At 48.9% G+C, this 15008-nt stretch carries 18 protein-coding genes; 3 read left to right on the top strand and 15 right to left on the bottom strand.

Annotated elements, in window-relative coordinates; genetic code table 11:
• The first annotated feature begins 13 nt into the window (after window positions 1-13).
• Window positions 14-505, top strand: a complete 492-nt coding sequence (locus AC1931_RS01715) for a tRNA (cytidine(34)-2'-O)-methyltransferase (RefSeq protein ID WP_483875498.1) — start codon at window positions 14-16, stop codon at window positions 503-505.
• Window positions 506-559: 54 nt separating this feature from the next.
• Here AC1931_RS01715 and htpG read toward each other — a convergent pair whose 3' ends face one another.
• The 6 genes from htpG to AC1931_RS01685 form a co-directional block, all read right to left on the bottom strand.
• Window positions 560-2401 (bottom strand): molecular chaperone HtpG, encoded by a 1842-nt coding sequence (gene htpG, locus AC1931_RS01710; RefSeq protein ID WP_483875497.1) that lies wholly within the window; start codon window positions 2399-2401, stop codon window positions 560-562.
• Window positions 2402-2756: 355 nt separating this feature from the next.
• Window positions 2757-3248 carry a PEP-CTERM sorting domain-containing protein gene (locus AC1931_RS01705; RefSeq protein WP_483875496.1) on the bottom strand — a complete coding sequence of 164 codons (492 nt, stop codon included), beginning with the start codon at window positions 3246-3248 and terminating at the stop codon, window positions 2757-2759.
• A 201-nt stretch (window positions 3249-3449) separates the two neighbouring features.
• Complete coding sequence (locus AC1931_RS01700) at window positions 3450-3668, bottom strand: hypothetical protein (protein WP_483875495.1); 219 nt, start codon at window positions 3666-3668, stop codon at window positions 3450-3452.
• A 392-nt stretch (window positions 3669-4060) separates the two neighbouring features.
• Complete coding sequence (locus tag AC1931_RS01695; protein WP_483875494.1) at window positions 4061-4558, bottom strand: ferritin family protein; 498 nt, start codon at window positions 4556-4558, stop codon at window positions 4061-4063.
• Window positions 4559-4583: 25 nt separating this feature from the next.
• The gene (locus AC1931_RS01690) at window positions 4584-4748 is read right to left on the bottom strand and encodes a hypothetical protein (RefSeq protein ID WP_483875493.1); all 165 of its coding nucleotides are present in this window, start codon (window positions 4746-4748) and stop codon (window positions 4584-4586) included.
• Between the two features lie 86 nt (window positions 4749-4834).
• A complete protein-coding gene (locus AC1931_RS01685) occupies window positions 4835-5254 on the bottom strand; it encodes a secondary thiamine-phosphate synthase enzyme YjbQ (protein ID WP_483875492.1) in 420 nt (139 codons plus the stop codon).
• A gap of 202 nt (window positions 5255-5456) precedes the next feature.
• Between AC1931_RS01685 and AC1931_RS01680 the strand changes: the two genes are divergently transcribed.
• Complete coding sequence (locus AC1931_RS01680) at window positions 5457-6341, top strand: glucosaminidase domain-containing protein (protein ID WP_483875491.1); 885 nt, start codon at window positions 5457-5459, stop codon at window positions 6339-6341.
• Window position 6342: 1 nt separating this feature from the next.
• On the opposite strand, the gene AC1931_RS01675 is transcribed toward AC1931_RS01680, so the two are convergent.
• The 9 genes from AC1931_RS01675 to AC1931_RS01635 all read right to left on the bottom strand — a co-directional run bounded on the left by AC1931_RS01675 (window position 6343) and on the right by AC1931_RS01635 (window position 14099).
• Entirely contained in the window at window positions 6343-7404 is a 1062-nt protein-coding gene (locus tag AC1931_RS01675) for a polysaccharide deacetylase family protein (protein ID WP_483875490.1), read from the bottom strand.
• A gap of 3 nt (window positions 7405-7407) precedes the next feature.
• Window positions 7408-8868 (bottom strand): HD domain-containing protein, encoded by a 1461-nt coding sequence (locus AC1931_RS01670; RefSeq protein ID WP_483875489.1) that lies wholly within the window; start codon window positions 8866-8868, stop codon window positions 7408-7410.
• A 74-nt stretch (window positions 8869-8942) separates the two neighbouring features.
• Window positions 8943-9290 carry a histidine triad nucleotide-binding protein gene (locus tag AC1931_RS01665; RefSeq protein ID WP_483875488.1) on the bottom strand — a complete coding sequence of 116 codons (348 nt, stop codon included), beginning with the start codon at window positions 9288-9290 and terminating at the stop codon, window positions 8943-8945.
• Between the two features lie 95 nt (window positions 9291-9385).
• Entirely contained in the window at window positions 9386-10129 is a 744-nt protein-coding gene (locus AC1931_RS01660) for a TlyA family RNA methyltransferase (protein WP_483875487.1), read from the bottom strand.
• Between the two features lie 78 nt (window positions 10130-10207).
• On the bottom strand, window positions 10208-11068 hold the full coding sequence (locus AC1931_RS01655) for an HDOD domain-containing protein (protein ID WP_483875486.1): 861 nt from the start codon (window positions 11066-11068) through the stop codon (window positions 10208-10210).
• A gap of 82 nt (window positions 11069-11150) precedes the next feature.
• Window positions 11151-11972, bottom strand: a complete 822-nt coding sequence (locus tag AC1931_RS01650; protein ID WP_483875485.1) for an SDR family oxidoreductase — start codon at window positions 11970-11972, stop codon at window positions 11151-11153.
• Window positions 11973-12046: 74 nt separating this feature from the next.
• On the bottom strand, window positions 12047-12721 hold the full coding sequence (lipB, locus tag AC1931_RS01645; RefSeq protein ID WP_483875484.1) for a lipoyl(octanoyl) transferase LipB: 675 nt from the start codon (window positions 12719-12721) through the stop codon (window positions 12047-12049).
• A 10-nt stretch (window positions 12722-12731) separates the two neighbouring features.
• A complete protein-coding gene (locus AC1931_RS01640; RefSeq protein ID WP_483875483.1) occupies window positions 12732-12923 on the bottom strand; it encodes a GSU3473 family protein in 192 nt (63 codons plus the stop codon).
• Between the two features lie 78 nt (window positions 12924-13001).
• Entirely contained in the window at window positions 13002-14099 is a 1098-nt protein-coding gene (locus tag AC1931_RS01635; protein WP_483875482.1) for a phosphotransacetylase family protein, read from the bottom strand.
• Between the two features lie 131 nt (window positions 14100-14230).
• On the opposite strand from AC1931_RS01635, the gene AC1931_RS01630 reads away from it, so the two are divergent.
• Complete coding sequence (locus AC1931_RS01630; protein WP_483875481.1) at window positions 14231-15004, top strand: alpha/beta hydrolase family protein; 774 nt, start codon at window positions 14231-14233, stop codon at window positions 15002-15004.
• Window positions 15005-15008: the final 4 nt, after the last annotated feature.

Raw genomic sequence — 15008 nt, 5'->3', positions numbered from 1 at the left:
TGTGTTCATAACCATGACAAACGATCCAAAAACATCAATCCCTCCTTTTCACATTGTCCTGATTGAACCGGAAATCCCGCCAAATACCGGCAACATTGGTCGCCTGTGTGCGGCGACCGGCTGTTGGCTACACCTGGTCGGCCCGCTGGGCTTTTCCATCGATGCCAAGCAGGTACGCCGTGCCGGTCTCGACTACTGGCCCCACGTTAAGTTGCGGCGCTGGGATTCGTTTGAGCAACTGCAGCAGGAGTTCCCCGCCGGCAGATTCTGGTACACATCAAAAAAAGCACGGAATAATTACACCCAGGTGCAGTTTGCGGCAGGTGACTTTATCGTGTTCGGGAAGGAAACCTTAGGGTTGCCGGAGGATCTTATTGAAGAAGCCGGTGATCGCGCAATCCGTATTCCGATCTTTTCACCGGTAGTGCGGAGCCTGAACCTGGCCAATGCAACGGCGATTATTCTTTTTGAAGCGTTGAGACAAACGGGGCAGTTGGAGGAATAAGTAGGCAGTGAGCGGTGAATGGTAAACCGCTCACTGCTCACTGCTCACTGAACTTTAAATCATCCCCAATAACTTCCCACTGCGCTCCATGAACCCGGCCATACGTTCTTTGCTGATCGCCTGGTGGGAGAGCATGGCGAGATCGTAAATCTGATCAACCAGCATGTTGACGGTGTCAGTATCATCGGCATCCTGCAATGACAACACTTTAGCGATGGCCGGGCTGGCCGTGTTGACCATCAGGGTGTGGTCGGCAAACAGGTCGGGCATCTCGCTACCCTGCCCCATCATCCGTGTCATCTCCTTGAAGCGACGCTGCTGCTCGTTGAGCAGGATCATCCCCGGAACCGATTCGTCCTTGAGGGTTTCAACGCGTATGTGCAACCCTTTGATATCGAGATGATCCTTGAAAATCTTTTCAATCTTCTCTTCTTTAGTCTGGTTGTCATCACCAGTGACAATTTTCTTGGAATCGTCGTGCTCAAGCAGGTTCTCAGTAATATCGGAATCGACCCGCTCGAACTTGAGATCCTTGTTCTTCGACTCGAGAAACTGGATGAAATGATTGTCGATCATTGCATCCAGGATCAGTGCTTCCAACCCTTGCGATTTGAACAGCCTTAAGTAGGTTGCCTGGGTTCCTTCATCGTTAGCGTAATAAACCTTATTTTCGTGTTGATCCTTACCTCGCTCAAGATAATCAGGCAGGGTTGTATAGCGCTTTTCCCCGGTAGAACGATAGATCACCTGATCCTTGACCTTGTCGTAAAACTTGTCCTCCCGCATCATGCCGTATTTGACAAAGGAATGAATATCCTCCCAGATCGGCACAAAGGCTTCATGGTCCTTTTTCGCCAGATCAACGATTTTTGATGCGACGCGCCCGCTGATCACCTCGCGAATTTTGCGAACCTGTGGGTCGTTCTGCAGGTAACTGCGTGAGACGTTCAATGGCAGATCAGGAGCATCCAGGGTTCCCTGTAACGGGGTCAGAAACTCCGGAATCAGCTCCGGGGTACTATCAGAGACAAACACCTGGTTGCAGAACAGGTTAATGTGGCTGCGAGTGACGTCGAATTCGTTGGTAAGGCGCGGGAAATAGAGAATCCCTTTGAGATTGAAGGGAAAATCAATATTCAGATGGATCCAGAATAAAGGATCCTCCGACATGGGGTAGAGTTTGCGATAAAACTCCTTGTACTCATCATCGCTGATCTCGGTAGATGCCTTGGTCCAGAGAGGATTCTTGTCATTGACTTCCTCCCCCTCGAGGCAGATGGAGACCGGCAGGAAGTTGCAGTATTTCTTGATCAACTCGCGCACCTTAACCGGATCAAGGAATTCCTTTTCATCGTCATTCAGATGGAGGGTTACCTCGGTTCCACGCTGTTCTTTTTTGATCGGCTCAATGCTGTAGCTGGTGGTCCCTTCGCAAATCCAATGCACTCCCTGAGCTTCTTTTTGATAAGACAGGGTACGGATTTCAACGGTTTCAGCGACCATGAAGCTTGAATAAAAGCCGAGCCCGAAATGACCGATGATCTGGTTTTTATCTTCGAGGTCCTTGAATTTTTCAACAAAGTCCTCCGCCGACGAGAAAGCCACCTGGTTGATATACTTACGCACCTCATCGGCGGTCATGCCGATGCCGTTATCGGAAACGGTCAGGGTGCCGGCATCCTTGTCAATGTGGATATTGACCTTGTACTCATCGGAAAGCTGCAACCCTTCAAGCAGATTGACGTTCTGCAGTTTGTGAATGGCATCCACCGCGTTGGAAACCAGCTCGCGCAGGAAAATATCCTTGTCGCTGTAGAGCCACTTTTTGATGATGGGGAAAATATTTTCGGTGTGAATGGAAATCTGACCTTCTTCTTTTTTAACTTTCTTGCTCATATTGGTTCAATCCTCCGTAAAAAATATTGATCATCATAATTCTGATCGAAAAGTTTATGTTGGCAAAGGCGGGAGCCTAACATATTCAGATTATTTTTGTTGAAAACTTAAATACCACCGTAGGGGCGTAATCCGTTGTGCCCTGCATGTGTTGTTTAGTGACAATCGGGCGCAATGAATCGTGCCCCTACAGTGAAACCCTGACACCAAAAAATAAAAAAGAGCCACCAGCTTTGTCAAGAGGGATGACAACAACCGCGGCTCCAATACTGTCAATACTGTAATTTTTTCCGACAAAAATGGCCCCGACGTCATGCCGGGGCTTTGAGGTTGTTACGGTAATCTACTGTACGGATTAACTTATTTTACGACGATACATTGCCAAACCGGCGATACCGGCACCGAAGAGAAATAGAGTTGAGGGTTCTGGCACCGGAACTCCTCCAAAAATTGAAATATGACTCACTTCACTAAAACTCGGTCCACCAGTAAGGTTTTTAATAACACCGTATTGAAACTCATCTAGATTTTCATACAAATACGAGCTTCTTCCCTTTTTAACAATAAAATATTCTGGGAGGTACTTGCCGAAATCAAAGGCATAACGATTTTGACCCAAATCGTATAAAATTAGATCTTTACCAGGAATTTCGAACTTAAAAACAAAACTGTTGTTGCCACCAACGGTATCATTGACAAAAATAGTTTCTGTGTCAGGGTTAGAGTTTGTGAGATTTTTTTTTGCAAGGAATGTATCCACTGAACCAACGTCACTAATGGTCAAACCAAACGCCAACGGAGCAAACAAAAACATGATCACTACTAAACTAAATAAAATCTTTTTCATAACGGCCTCCCACAGACTCGTTGTTTATTTAAAAGCACTATCGCACAATTCATGCCTAATAAATAATTCTTGTAGTTACAAACACTTGCAGAACCCTCATTAACCACCTAAACGCAATGTAAAATTTTCCGACAAAAAAGGCCGCGATCCATAAAGACCTGCGACCTTTTTTAATGCTTATAAGGTTTTTTGGTAAGGTTCTTAAGATGCCATCGCAACAAACCCCTGAGAAAAAGCAATCAGGGCAAAGACCATCGGTATACATACATTGGCAATAAAATGCAGCGTCAACCCCTGACTGCGACCCCAAACCTTTTTTACCACCGCCAGATAATAATGTTCATCATCGTCCATCAGTCGAATCAACGAAACACCTACTATGTAAACAGCAAAAACACCTTTGATCAGATTGGGATCCATAGCATCCTCCCTAGTCATAACATTGTTTTAAAACTATAGCAGGAGAAAATACATTGCGCAAACATTGTTTTTCAGCTACTGGTGTTTTTATTATATAAACTTATTATCTGTTTATATTGATATTTTATGGGTCCTCATATAAGGCAGAATACAGGATATGGAATACTGAATTCAGGAGAAAAGAAACATTTCCATAAAGATGATACACCTAAAACCGCCTCTGTTGTGACACTGTTCTACGAGCCAAACTTATCAAAAAAAGGGTCCGACCTTATCGGTCGAACCCTTTGGAAACATATTTTATTCACATAATAAGAATTCAAGAGTTAGAATATAAAACCCAGAAAAGAGTTCTTTACATTCTGTATCCTATATTCTTTATTCTGTCTTTATCAATTCTCCGTCAAAAAGATCTTCTCGTAAAGATCTTCAAGTGTCCGCAGATGACGGGTTTCGTCAGCCATCAGGCGCTTGAACAGTTCCATCATTGGGGCGCCTTCGCAGCCGGCAATCAGGGCCTTATAAAACTTGACCGCCTGTTTTTCCAGATGTATAGCATAGGCCAAAGATTCACGGGCATCAGCGTCAGGGGCTATTTCCTTCTGCTGGAGCACATAGTCAAGGTTCATGCTTGATAATGGTTCGGTCATGATTGAAGCATTTTTATCATGTCCTTCAAGCAGGGCATTCTCGATCAAATTTTTATGACCGAGTTCTTCCTTGGCCGCATCCCGCAGGATCGCTTTTGCCTGACGATCCTTGACGATTCTTACGGCATGAAGCAGATTGCGGAAGGCTCTCTCTTCCATTACAATGGACTTTTCCAGCGCTACCTCCAGGGTGTAGCACACATTCTTCTCAACGCCAGCCTCTTCAATAAAATCAGACATTTACTCTCTCCCTTCAACATATGGTTTAATAAATCACAATGTAGCCATGCCTGGTTGCAATCGCTGAAATTTCCAGTACATCCTGAATGTCATATTCAGCGCCATCGAGAACAAAACGGTAACCGCCCTCGGGTTTTTCCTTTGCCAGGCTGATCAAATATTCAAAGCTTGCTGTTTTTATCGTTTCCATGTTGCCTCACTTCAGCAACTGATCTACATGATGCCATACTCTCTCTTACGCGGATCATATCATATTAATAGCAAAGTTTATGGCTGTCACTCGCCAATAATTTTGACCAGCACCCGCTTACGCCGTCTACCGTCAAATTCACCATAGAATATCTGCTCCCAGGGGCCGAAATCGAGCCTGCCGTCGGTAATAGCAACAACCACTTCACGCCCCATAATGGTTCTTTTAAGATGAGCATCGCCATTATCCTCGCCGGTGTCATTATGACGATAACGATTGATCGGCGCATGGGGAGCCAATCCTTCAAGCCAATCTTCAAAATCCTGGTGCAAACCCGATTCATGGTCATTGATAAACACACTGGAAGTAATGTGCATGGCGTTACACAGCAACAGGCCTTCTTTGACCCCACTCTGTTCAATACAATCAACAACGTTAGCGGTAATATTGACAAAGGCACGACGGGTAGGTATTTCAAAAAACAATTCTTTGCGATAGGTTTTCATGTCGTCTCCTGTGTCTGCGGTAGCGCTTTCCTGCCGAAACCCGTGTCTGCATTGACTAAATCTGTCAGCTTGGGTATAAAATCAAATTCTTTTTTTCTTTATGATCAAAGACACTGAAAACTGCATAGTGGCTACCTGAAGGTTTCCAGTAGCCACTATCTAAGATGGGCAGTACGGACGCCATCCGAAAAAGGACAGTTTTTTGAAAACAACAAACTTGCTCTTCATTACCCTGCTGGCGGGTCTGTTTCTGGCAAGTTGCCGCGACAATACCGGCCCAATAGCGGATGACACAGAAGCAATCGATGCCAATGCGCCATCATATCAGGGGCTGCAAGAAACATTCAAGCTTTACAATTATCAACTTGATCAGATCGACGATGGCGTACCGCCGCTGATCGTCGATAGCATGCCGAAAGACTTAAGCCACATCCCGGAGACTAAAACACGCAAGCAGATCTTTTTTAAAATCATGCTGCCGCTCATTCTGCTGGTCAATGATGAAATTCTTACCGAGCGCGAGCAGTTATTAGCCATTCAACAGCAGTATGACACAACAGGCTCCCTTGATCGGGGACGGACAGCAACTCTCCAAGCCCTCGCCACCCGTTATAAAGTCGATCTGGAGGCGGAAGGAATCAACCAGGCGATTGAGATTCTATTACGTCGAGCCAACATCATTCCGGTTGAACTCGCCCTGGCACAGGCAGCTAACGAATCAGCCTGGGGAACCTCCCGTTTCAGCCTGGTCGCCAACAATCTGTTTGGCCAATGGACCTTCATCCCCGGCCAGGGAATTGTCCCTGAGGGACGGCCGCAAGGGGAGATCTACGAAGTACGCAAATTTTCCAGCCTGTATGAATCAGTTCGATCCTACGCCAACAACCTGAACACCCACGACGCCTATCAAAGCTTCCGCTATTTACGCCAGGAACAGGACACAGATACAAATCCCGATGGCTTGGTTCTGGCTGAAGGATTATTGAGTTATTCCGTTCGCGGTGAAGACTATGTTCGTGAAATTCAAGCGATGATCCGCCACAACAATCTGCAACGTCTGGGTGGCGCCAGTCTGCGCAAAGACTGATTTATTTCCGTCCACTGTGTGGCGGGTTATCGGCGATAATCCATAATTGACTGAACCACTGCCACCCACCTTCGGGCGTCTGCCGCGTCAACGTGTATTTATTACGTCTACCTTTCAATGGTCCATCTGCCGTTACCTGATACCAGCCTGTGCCGCGTTTCTGATTGACACGCACTGTACAGCGGTTCCCCCCTTGGGCAAAACAGTTAAACTGGGCGCCGTTACCCGAAATACCTGGCAGATACAGATCCAGTACCGGGGGGCTGCTGGTATCGAAGATCACCGGACTAACGGGATGCTGTTCAGTGACAACCAACGCTTTCATCGCCACTTTTGATTTGAAATCAGCGAGGGTAGCAAAAGGTCCACCCATGGGAAAGCGCGGCAAAGTAAAAAGGTCGTGCTGTTGATGAATCACTCCGGATTGTTGCGCGTAGGCGACAATAAAGCCGAGATCTTTTACCAAATCAATAATTTCTGCCGAGTATTCTCCATAGGTGTACGCGAAGATATTCGGGGCAAAACCAAGTTCACGTTCGAAGGCTTGCTGCGCTTTTAAAATGTCATCATAAATACGTCGACGCCACTGGGCATCCGATTCCCCCGCCGCCTTTTCTACCAGATAAACATGACTGGCCGTATGATTGCCGATTTCTACTCCATCTGCGACTACCTCACGAATCTGTTCCCACGACATATAGCCCGGCGTACCAACAGAATCGGTGTTAACGAACAGAGATACGGGAATGCTGAATTCACGGATAACCGGCATGCCGGCCTCATAGAAGGACAGATAGGCATCATCGACGGTAACCATAACCGCATGGTCGGGCAATGCTGCACCGCGGGCGATCCTTTCGGAAATGTCTCGGGTAGAAACCGTCGGGATATCGCGCTCACGCAGGTATTGAAGTTGCTGGGCAAAGATATCAACAGATATATTGGTTGAGGGGTACCGGTCGTCATCAAAGCGATGGTAAATAAACGCGTTAACCTGAGCAGCACCAGCCATCGTCGGCAACAACAAACTGCAGAAGACAAAGATAATAACTAAACGGATCAATCGCTACTCCTTTTCATTTATTGCTTCTGTTTGCGCTGCCCGCACCTTGTTGCGCAGATAACGGCGGATACTGTTGCGTGCTCGCGGGGTAATCGCCCACTCCAGCCATTTTGGCAACACCTCAGGTTCCTGCGAAGTTTCAACCATGACCTGATCGCCATCCAGCAGTCGGTGCTTGAGCTGACGAATGCGTCCGTTGATTATTCCACGGCTGGCATGAAGACCCACCGAATCATGAATATCGAAGGCAAAATCCAGCACACTACTGCCTTCCGGCAACTTACGCACCTCCCCTTGCGGGGTATAAACCTGGATCGTTGCCGATGCCAGCTTCAGCGATTCGGTATCAAAGGCTGATTCGCCGTCCATGAGGGATTTCATCAGGGTCCGGAAGTTGTCATGACGGAATCGGAATCCGGGCGCCAGTACCCCCGCCTGATTAAAACGTGCCAGTTTGCGGGTAGTGATTTCTACGCGCATCCGCTGTTCTTCAGCCTGAACAGTGGTTTTAATTGCCAGGTAACCATGTTGAGAGGTTTGGTTCAAATGATCCCGCAGCTTGCCGGGAATGGGCGGAAAAAGACTATGCAGAAGTCCGAGGAACAGATAGGCATCCATCATTCGGTCAACATGCACTTCCAGGGTAAAAAGGGTAACGAAGCCTCGCCCCATCTCCTGTGCCGCCGGGACGGTAAAGGGCCGCCAGCGTTCCTTTATCACTACCGATAATTTCTGTTTTTCACAGGCGATATGAATCTTGCCACGAATCTGGCGCAGGTACCCCGAGGTTTCTTCCTGCAGCTGTGCAATCACCTGCTGATATCGTTTGGCGCGTTTGGGGTAAAGCAGCGAATGGGAAAGAGATTCGAGTTCCGTTGCGACATAGCCCATTCCCAAATGCCGCGCCAGGGGCACATAGACGCTACGGGTCTCTTCAGCGATCAGTTTTTGCTTTTGCAGAGGCAATGCCTCAATCGTTTGCAGATTATCGATACGATCCCAGAACTTCAGGCACAAGACCCGAATGTCGCTGATTGCTACCAGAAGGGTTTTTTTGTAGGTTTCTTTCTTTAAATCTTCACGGCTCATCAACTCCGAAGTTACTTTGGTCAAGCCGTCGACCAGGTGAGCAACTTCGTCGCCATACTTGGCCCTCACTTCCTCCAGGGTTACCGGCGTGTCTTCCACCACGTCATGGAGCAGTGCGGCGATAATCGAAGAAAAATCCATCCAATGCCGGGCTGCCAGATGTGAAACCCGCAAAGGATGAAAAATATAAGGCTCTCCCGACTTGCGCACCTGCCCACGATGGGATTCTCGAGCATCGTTAAGGGCCATCTCAAGACGTGCAATTTCAAGATCAAGAACATCTTCGCTCAGCTCAGCACCATAGTGGGTGACCAGCAGCTCCATGATGTCATGCATCAGGCGTTGTTCAGTTTTGTCGTCAACCATAATCATCATATGTTACCAGCGTCACCTAGTTTCGGTACGGAAACCGGAATATGCTCATCCAGAATGTAACCGATGGACATCATTTAACCAGGAGGCCAGGTCAACTGCCGCTGACCAAGGAGATGAAAATGCACATGCCAGACGGTTTGACCACCGGCCTGATTACAATTATTTACAATACGAAAACCTTCTTCAGCAAACCCAAGATCCGCTGCAATTTTTGCGGCAACCTGAAAAATATGACCGACCAGAGCGTTATCGTCCGGCGAAAGATCGAGGGTGGTTGCAATATGTTTACGGGGAATCAGGAGTAGATGAGTCGGTGCCTGAGGGTTGATATCTTCGAACACCACAACAAGATCATCCTGATAACAGATCTTGGCCGGTATGTCGCCGCCGGCAATTTTACAGAACAGACAATCAGTCGACATGGATCACCTCTATTCTGATGATAATTTTCAGCTACATTTCTGACCCTGTATTCTAACAAAGATTGGCCTTAAGAGCTAATCATTTGACTTCGCCGTTAACGACAAGACCACTGTTTTTTTAGATGGATGAGAAACTCTTTGTTGCCTTTAGATCCAAGCACCGGGCTCTCGATAACACCCTCAACCCGGCAACCTGAATCGAGTGCGAGCAGCCGAATGCGCTCAACCACCTGTTCGTGAAGCGCAGCATCCCTGACAATTCCCCCCTTACCCACCTGCCCTTTGCCAACCTCAAACTGTGGCTTGATCAGGGCGATGATGTCAGCTTCAGGGCTCAACAGCTTCAGGGTATTAGGCAATACCTTGTCCAGCGATATGAAAGATGCGTCAATGACGGCCAGCCCCGGAATATCAGCTAAATGTTCCGGTTGCAGGTGCCTGATATTGCAGCGTTCAAGGTTGATGACCCGGGTGTCGTCACGCAACATCCAGGCCAGCTGCCCATAACCCACATCAACAGCATAAACCTTAGCGGCACCGTTCTGCAGAAGGCAATCGGTGAAACCTCCGGTTGACGCACCGACATCCAGGGCAATCCGGCCACTCACCTGCAGCCCAAAAGCCTCCAGGGCCCCGGCCAATTTTAATCCGCCACGGGAAACATACGGAATATCTCCTGATTTCAGGCGGATATCGGCATGTTGATCAATCTGCTGGCCAGCTTTGTCGACACGGTGGTCATCAACCACAACCTGACCGGCCAGAATCAATGCGCGAGCACGATCGCGCGATGCAGCCAGACCACGCTCCACAAGAATCACATCAAGGCGCGCTTTCATGTCAGATGCCGCAACCGGCCGGACAAAAAAAGGGAAGCAAATTGCTTCCCCCGTTTCAGTGACATTGATGGCGACAATTCAACCAATAAAGAACTCGCGATTTTCATTAAAAACTTCGTCAATTTCTTCCAGTACTCCATCTACCTGTTCTTCTGAGAGCTTTAGCGCTCTAGCACCAGGACATTCGGCCACGTTAAGATCCTCCAGCGGTTGGCGGCGGCCAATCCCGAGCTTCATACAGACAAACCCGGCAAGATTCACGGTAGCGGCCAGGCGCAGCATCTGTTCTGCATCTTCCTCTTCATCCGGCGATATATCCAGATCTTTGTGATGAAGTGCCGTCATCACCAAAGAGCGGTTAAAATTCCACTTGTGCAGAACTGCAGCACCAACAACTTCGTGGGCATAAGGGAAAAAACGTTCTTCAATTTCGGATGTTGCCATCTCTTCTGCGTAAGCTGCCTCAACCAGCGCACGGTAAGTATCAGGTTCGCTGTAGTTCATGACAACCTTTCCGAGGTGGCGAAACAGCCCGGCAAGAAAGGCTTCTTCCGGATCGGCGGAAGAAAACTTGCGCGCAATAATACGACTGCCGATAGCGCAACCCATGGCATCTTCCCACAGCAGTTTTTCCAGCAGTCCGTAGGATTTGCTGATCCCTTCCAGGCTGGCTGCCAGAACCAGGCTGCGCAGGGTTTTTTCACCAACGATGGCAATCGCGTGATCTAGGGTTTTGATCTGACGCTTCATACTGTAAAAGGCCGAGTTGGCAACCTTGAGCAAGCGCGCAGACACTGCCGGGTCACTGGAGATTGCCTCGCCGAGCTTGCTATAGTTGACATCCGGATCGCCCAATAGCTCCAGAACCTTGTTGGCAACCGCCGGCATCGGTGGCAAATCACGGACCGACCGGACGACCGTCTGGAAATCTGTGTTCATCTTCTTCTCCTTAAGCATGTCGCTGACAAGAGCGTCATCCTAGCAGAAATCGTGCAGGGACGCATCGCTTTTAATATAATCATCAATCCACAAAAAGATCGGGGTACAAGGGCTGATCTGCCGCAACAGCATAGCTGCTGAAATCTGTAATACCCTCTTCGCGCAGGACCTCTTCATCAATAAAAAAGCGACCACTGGCATGGCGGCAATCACGAGTCAGAAGATACCAGGCGGCATCCGCCATGATCTCCGGAGTGCGACAATTCTCAGCCTTGACCATGCCACCCAGCATCGCCAGAGCGGCCGTATCAATGACTGTCTTCGGCCATAACGCATTGACGGCAAGGCCCTGCTCGCCGTACTCGGCGGCAAGACCGATAACCGCAAGACTCATTCCGTACTTGGACATGGTGTAACCGGCGTGCTGTTTAAACCAGCGGGGATCAAGGTTCAGTGGAGGAGAAAAAGACAGGATATGAGGATTTTTTGCCTTGAGCAGATGCGGGAGGCAATACCTTGCGGCCAGATAAGAACCGCGGACGTTAACCTGATGCATCAGGTCAAACCGCTTGACCGGCGTCTGTTGCACCCCAGCCAGAAAGATGGCGCTGGCGTTGTTGATCAGGATGTCTATACCACCAAAAGTCTCAGCGGCCTTTGCCACCGCAGCCTGCAGTTGATTTTCGTCACGGATATCAACAGCCAGCGGGAGGGCCTGTCCCCCGGCTGCGCAAATCTGTTCAGCGGCGGTGTAGATGGTGCCGGGCAGTTGCGGATGGACCTCTGTAGTTTTGGAAGCCACAACAATATTGGCACCGTCGGTGGCCGCTTTCAGTGCCACGGCAAGGCCGATACCACGACTGGCACCGGTAATGAAGAGGGTTTTCCCAGCCAGACTACGCATAAAACCTCCACTTATCATTGGTTTAAGACCGTGAGCTGTGAACAGTTAACCGCTCACGGCTCACGGTTTAAGATTTACTTGTCACTAAACATGGGCTGATAGCCGAATTGCTGACAAAACAGTGTCGCCATCAGTTCTTTGCTTTGCTGCATATCAACCGGCTTGCCCATTTCTCGTGCCAGGGATGTTACCTGCTCATGAGGCACCCCACAGGGCACAATCAAATCAAAGGTTGAGAGATCATTATTCAGGTTCAGGGCGATACCGTGGCAGGTCACCCAACGTTTCAGGGCGATACCAAAGCTGCAGATTTTACGTCCTTTCACCCAGACCCCGGGATTGCCCGATTGCAACTCGCCAACAACACCATATTGTGCAAGCAGATCGATAACAACCTTGAGAAAGCCGGAAGTAAAGTGACGCAGATCCCTGACCGGCAGTTCCATTACCGGGTAAACTACCAGCTGCCCGGGTTCGTGAGCGGTAGCCAGACCACCGCGATTAATCCGCTGCAAGAATACGCCACGATCAGCAAAATCATCTTCACCACAACGCAGATCTGATTCCCCCCCGCGTCGCCCGAGGGTCACGGTGGCTGGATGCTCAGTCAGCACCAGGGTGTTGATGCCATCACCGGACAACAGCGCCTGGACCATTTCCTGCTGACGGGCGCAGGCCTGAGGATATACAAGTACGCCCCAATCCTGGATCTGCAGCAAAGGGGCGTTTTTAACAGTGGTAACAGACATATCACTCACATTATTTTTTTCGCTGTCGTCCCAACCCGTAATAACGACCGCGCAAGGTGCTGCGAACCGGTTCTTCACCAAGCACAACCCAGCTGTTATTGCGCTCAATGCGCTCAATGTCACTCATCAGGATCATTTCATCGAGGGTTTCTGAGGGAACCAGGTCGATGCGACCATCTTTATAACGTACACGGATTAACATACTTGTTTTATCTCCATCGCAAAAGTCGCACAAATGGTTCCATCCTGCAGCAATGACAGCAGGTTGTCTGCACAAAACCTAATCGTCAAGCAGTGCATCAATCTCTTCAAAATTCAATCTTTTCTCGGCCAGTTCAGTCAATAACTTTAGTTTATGGGTATCTTCCACCGTCAACTTCGAGACATCATCACTGATCATCTCAAACACCTTGGACGAGGTGCGCCGGGCAATCATGTAAGGGATACCACTGTTGTTAATGATTTTCATGGTGATATGACTGATCTCACTTGATCCCGGAATAACCACGCCGGCAATCCTGGGGCGAAACTCGTCGAGGTGATAAAGGTTGGACAGGGTTACCAATAATTCATCGCGACTGCTATTAACGATGACCAGAGTAGATTCGCGCAGCAATTCGACGACCCGTTGTGCTGAAGCCGCGCCAATCTGAACGTGATGGATAATACGCTGAGACTGATCGGGGTTGGCTTTTAGTTCAACGCCAAGGACCCCGGCAATACGGCGCATGGTCGGATTGGCAAGAATCGGCTGATAATTAAAGCCGCCAAGCACCTTGATATCTTCATCGGCAAAGGCCATATCCAGATATTTGAGGGTCTGTTGACGCTTGTCCGGTATGATCTTGTTGATCAGAATAGCCTTTACCCGTGCTTGCTCTTTTTGAAACAACGCGATATTCACCTGGGCGGTATCAATAACATTTCCCAGTCCGCCACCGGTAACCAGCAGCACCGTTGCACCGGTGGTCTTGGCAATATGAGCATTGTTGCAGCCCAGAACAGTACCGACTCCGGTATGACCTGCGCCTTCGATGATCAGAAAGTCGTTTTTTTTGTCCAGTTCTTCTATCGCCCCGAATACCTGATTGCGAATCTGCTCCCGGGGCAACTCCCCATCCATCACACGGCGCGTATCCCCGCCTTTTAAGACAAAGGGAGACATCAGCTGCAGGTCGTCTTCAAGTCCGAAGTAACGCGCCATCAACACCGCATCTTTATCAGCAACCTGCCCCTGAAATTCGACCGGTTTGGGACCGATCGGTTTGATAAACCCAACTTTTTTGTATTTACGCAATGCCATATGCATCAATGATAAACTGGTAGTCGTTTTACCACTGTTCATGCCGGTTGCGGCTACAAATATTTTGCGCGCCATGATCCATCTCCTTGAAAGCTGGTGCTCGGTACCGTATAAAATAATTTGACGGAAAAGTCACGCAAAGTTCAGCTTTCTGATCGGATTTATCATCATTATTCAAAACACCATTAAACAACGTCGGAGTCAACATGAGCAACAAGCAGATCAGCTTCAGAAATCCTGACAGTGGTCACCAGCTCGCGGGCATCCTTGATGTACCTGAAAACACTGAACCACGTGGCTGGGCCCTGTTTGCCCATTGTTTTACCTGTGGCAAGAGCCTCAAATCAACCCGCCACATCAGCCGCGCCCTGACCAACAAACGCATCGGCGTATTGCGCTTTGACTTTACCGGACTGGGGGAAAGTCAGGGGGATTTTTCCTCTTCGCATCTCTCCTCAAATATCGGTGATCTGGTAGCCGCCGCTACCTGGCTCAAAGAGAACGCCTCCGGACCGGATATTTTGATCGGTCATTCCTTCGGCGGCGCGGCCGTCCTGCAAGCGACCAACCTGATCTCATCCGTCCGCGCCGTAGTGACCGTAGCTGCACCTTTTGATCCACAGCACGTTACTCACCTGCTGGATAAGGCGATTGAGGAAATCAAAGAAAAAGGCTCTGCTACGGTAGAAATAGCCGGACGCAGTTTCACCATTAGCAGGGATTTCGTTGCAGATCTGGCAACCCATAGATCGGAAGAGAGAATCAAAAAACTTGGACGACCGTTGCTGGTATTGCATTCACCCAATGACCCGGTGGTCGACATCGACAACGCACGGCTGATTTATCAGGCAGCCAGACACCCCAAATCCTTTATAAGTCTCGACAATACTGACCATTTGCTGTCAAAAGAAGCAGATGCTCTATATGTTGGCGAGCTGATAGCCTGCTGGGCAGGGCGCTACCTGAGCGCAGACAACTGAAGCA

The sequence above is a fragment of the Pelovirga sp. C15f genome, assembly GCF_057178085.1.
The sequence above is the reverse complement of the archived record's forward strand: the minus strand, read 5'-3'. Positions and strand labels throughout refer to the sequence as shown.

Bases quoted from the DNA above. Each gene is read 5' to 3' on its own strand.
- AC1931_RS01690 (WP_483875493.1), bottom strand. From the start codon at position 4,748: ATGGAAACGATAAAAACAGCAAGCTTTGAATATTTGATCAGCCTGGCA.
- AC1931_RS01635 (WP_483875482.1), bottom strand. From the start codon at position 14,099: ATGGCGCGCAAAATATTTGTAGCCGCAACCGGCATGAACAGTGGTAAA.
- AC1931_RS01665 (WP_483875488.1), bottom strand. From the start codon at position 9,290: ATGTCGACTGATTGTCTGTTCTGTAAAATTGCCGGCGGCGACATACCG.
- AC1931_RS01640 (WP_483875483.1), bottom strand. From the start codon at position 12,923: ATGTTAATCCGTGTACGTTATAAAGATGGTCGCATCGACCTGGTTCCC.
- lipB (WP_483875484.1), bottom strand. From the start codon at position 12,721: ATGTCTGTTACCACTGTTAAAAACGCCCCTTTGCTGCAGATCCAGGAT.
- AC1931_RS01685 (WP_483875492.1), bottom strand. From the start codon at position 5,254: ATGAAAACCTATCGCAAAGAATTGTTTTTTGAAATACCTACCCGTCGT.
- AC1931_RS01660 (WP_483875487.1), bottom strand. From the start codon at position 10,129: ATGAAAGCGCGCCTTGATGTGATTCTTGTGGAGCGTGGTCTGGCTGCA.
- AC1931_RS01630 (WP_483875481.1), top strand. From the start codon at position 14,231: ATGAGCAACAAGCAGATCAGCTTCAGAAATCCTGACAGTGGTCACCAG.
- AC1931_RS01655 (WP_483875486.1), bottom strand. From the start codon at position 11,068: ATGAACACAGATTTCCAGACGGTCGTCCGGTCGGTCCGTGATTTGCCA.
- htpG (WP_483875497.1), bottom strand. From the start codon at position 2,401: ATGAGCAAGAAAGTTAAAAAAGAAGAAGGTCAGATTTCCATTCACACC.
- AC1931_RS01700 (WP_483875495.1), bottom strand. From the start codon at position 3,668: ATGGATCCCAATCTGATCAAAGGTGTTTTTGCTGTTTACATAGTAGGT.
- AC1931_RS01670 (WP_483875489.1), bottom strand. From the start codon at position 8,868: ATGATGATTATGGTTGACGACAAAACTGAACAACGCCTGATGCATGAC.
- AC1931_RS01695 (WP_483875494.1), bottom strand. From the start codon at position 4,558: ATGTCTGATTTTATTGAAGAGGCTGGCGTTGAGAAGAATGTGTGCTAC.
- AC1931_RS01650 (WP_483875485.1), bottom strand. From the start codon at position 11,972: ATGCGTAGTCTGGCTGGGAAAACCCTCTTCATTACCGGTGCCAGTCGT.
- AC1931_RS01705 (WP_483875496.1), bottom strand. From the start codon at position 3,248: ATGAAAAAGATTTTATTTAGTTTAGTAGTGATCATGTTTTTGTTTGCT.
- AC1931_RS01715 (WP_483875498.1), top strand. From the start codon at position 14: ATGACAAACGATCCAAAAACATCAATCCCTCCTTTTCACATTGTCCTG.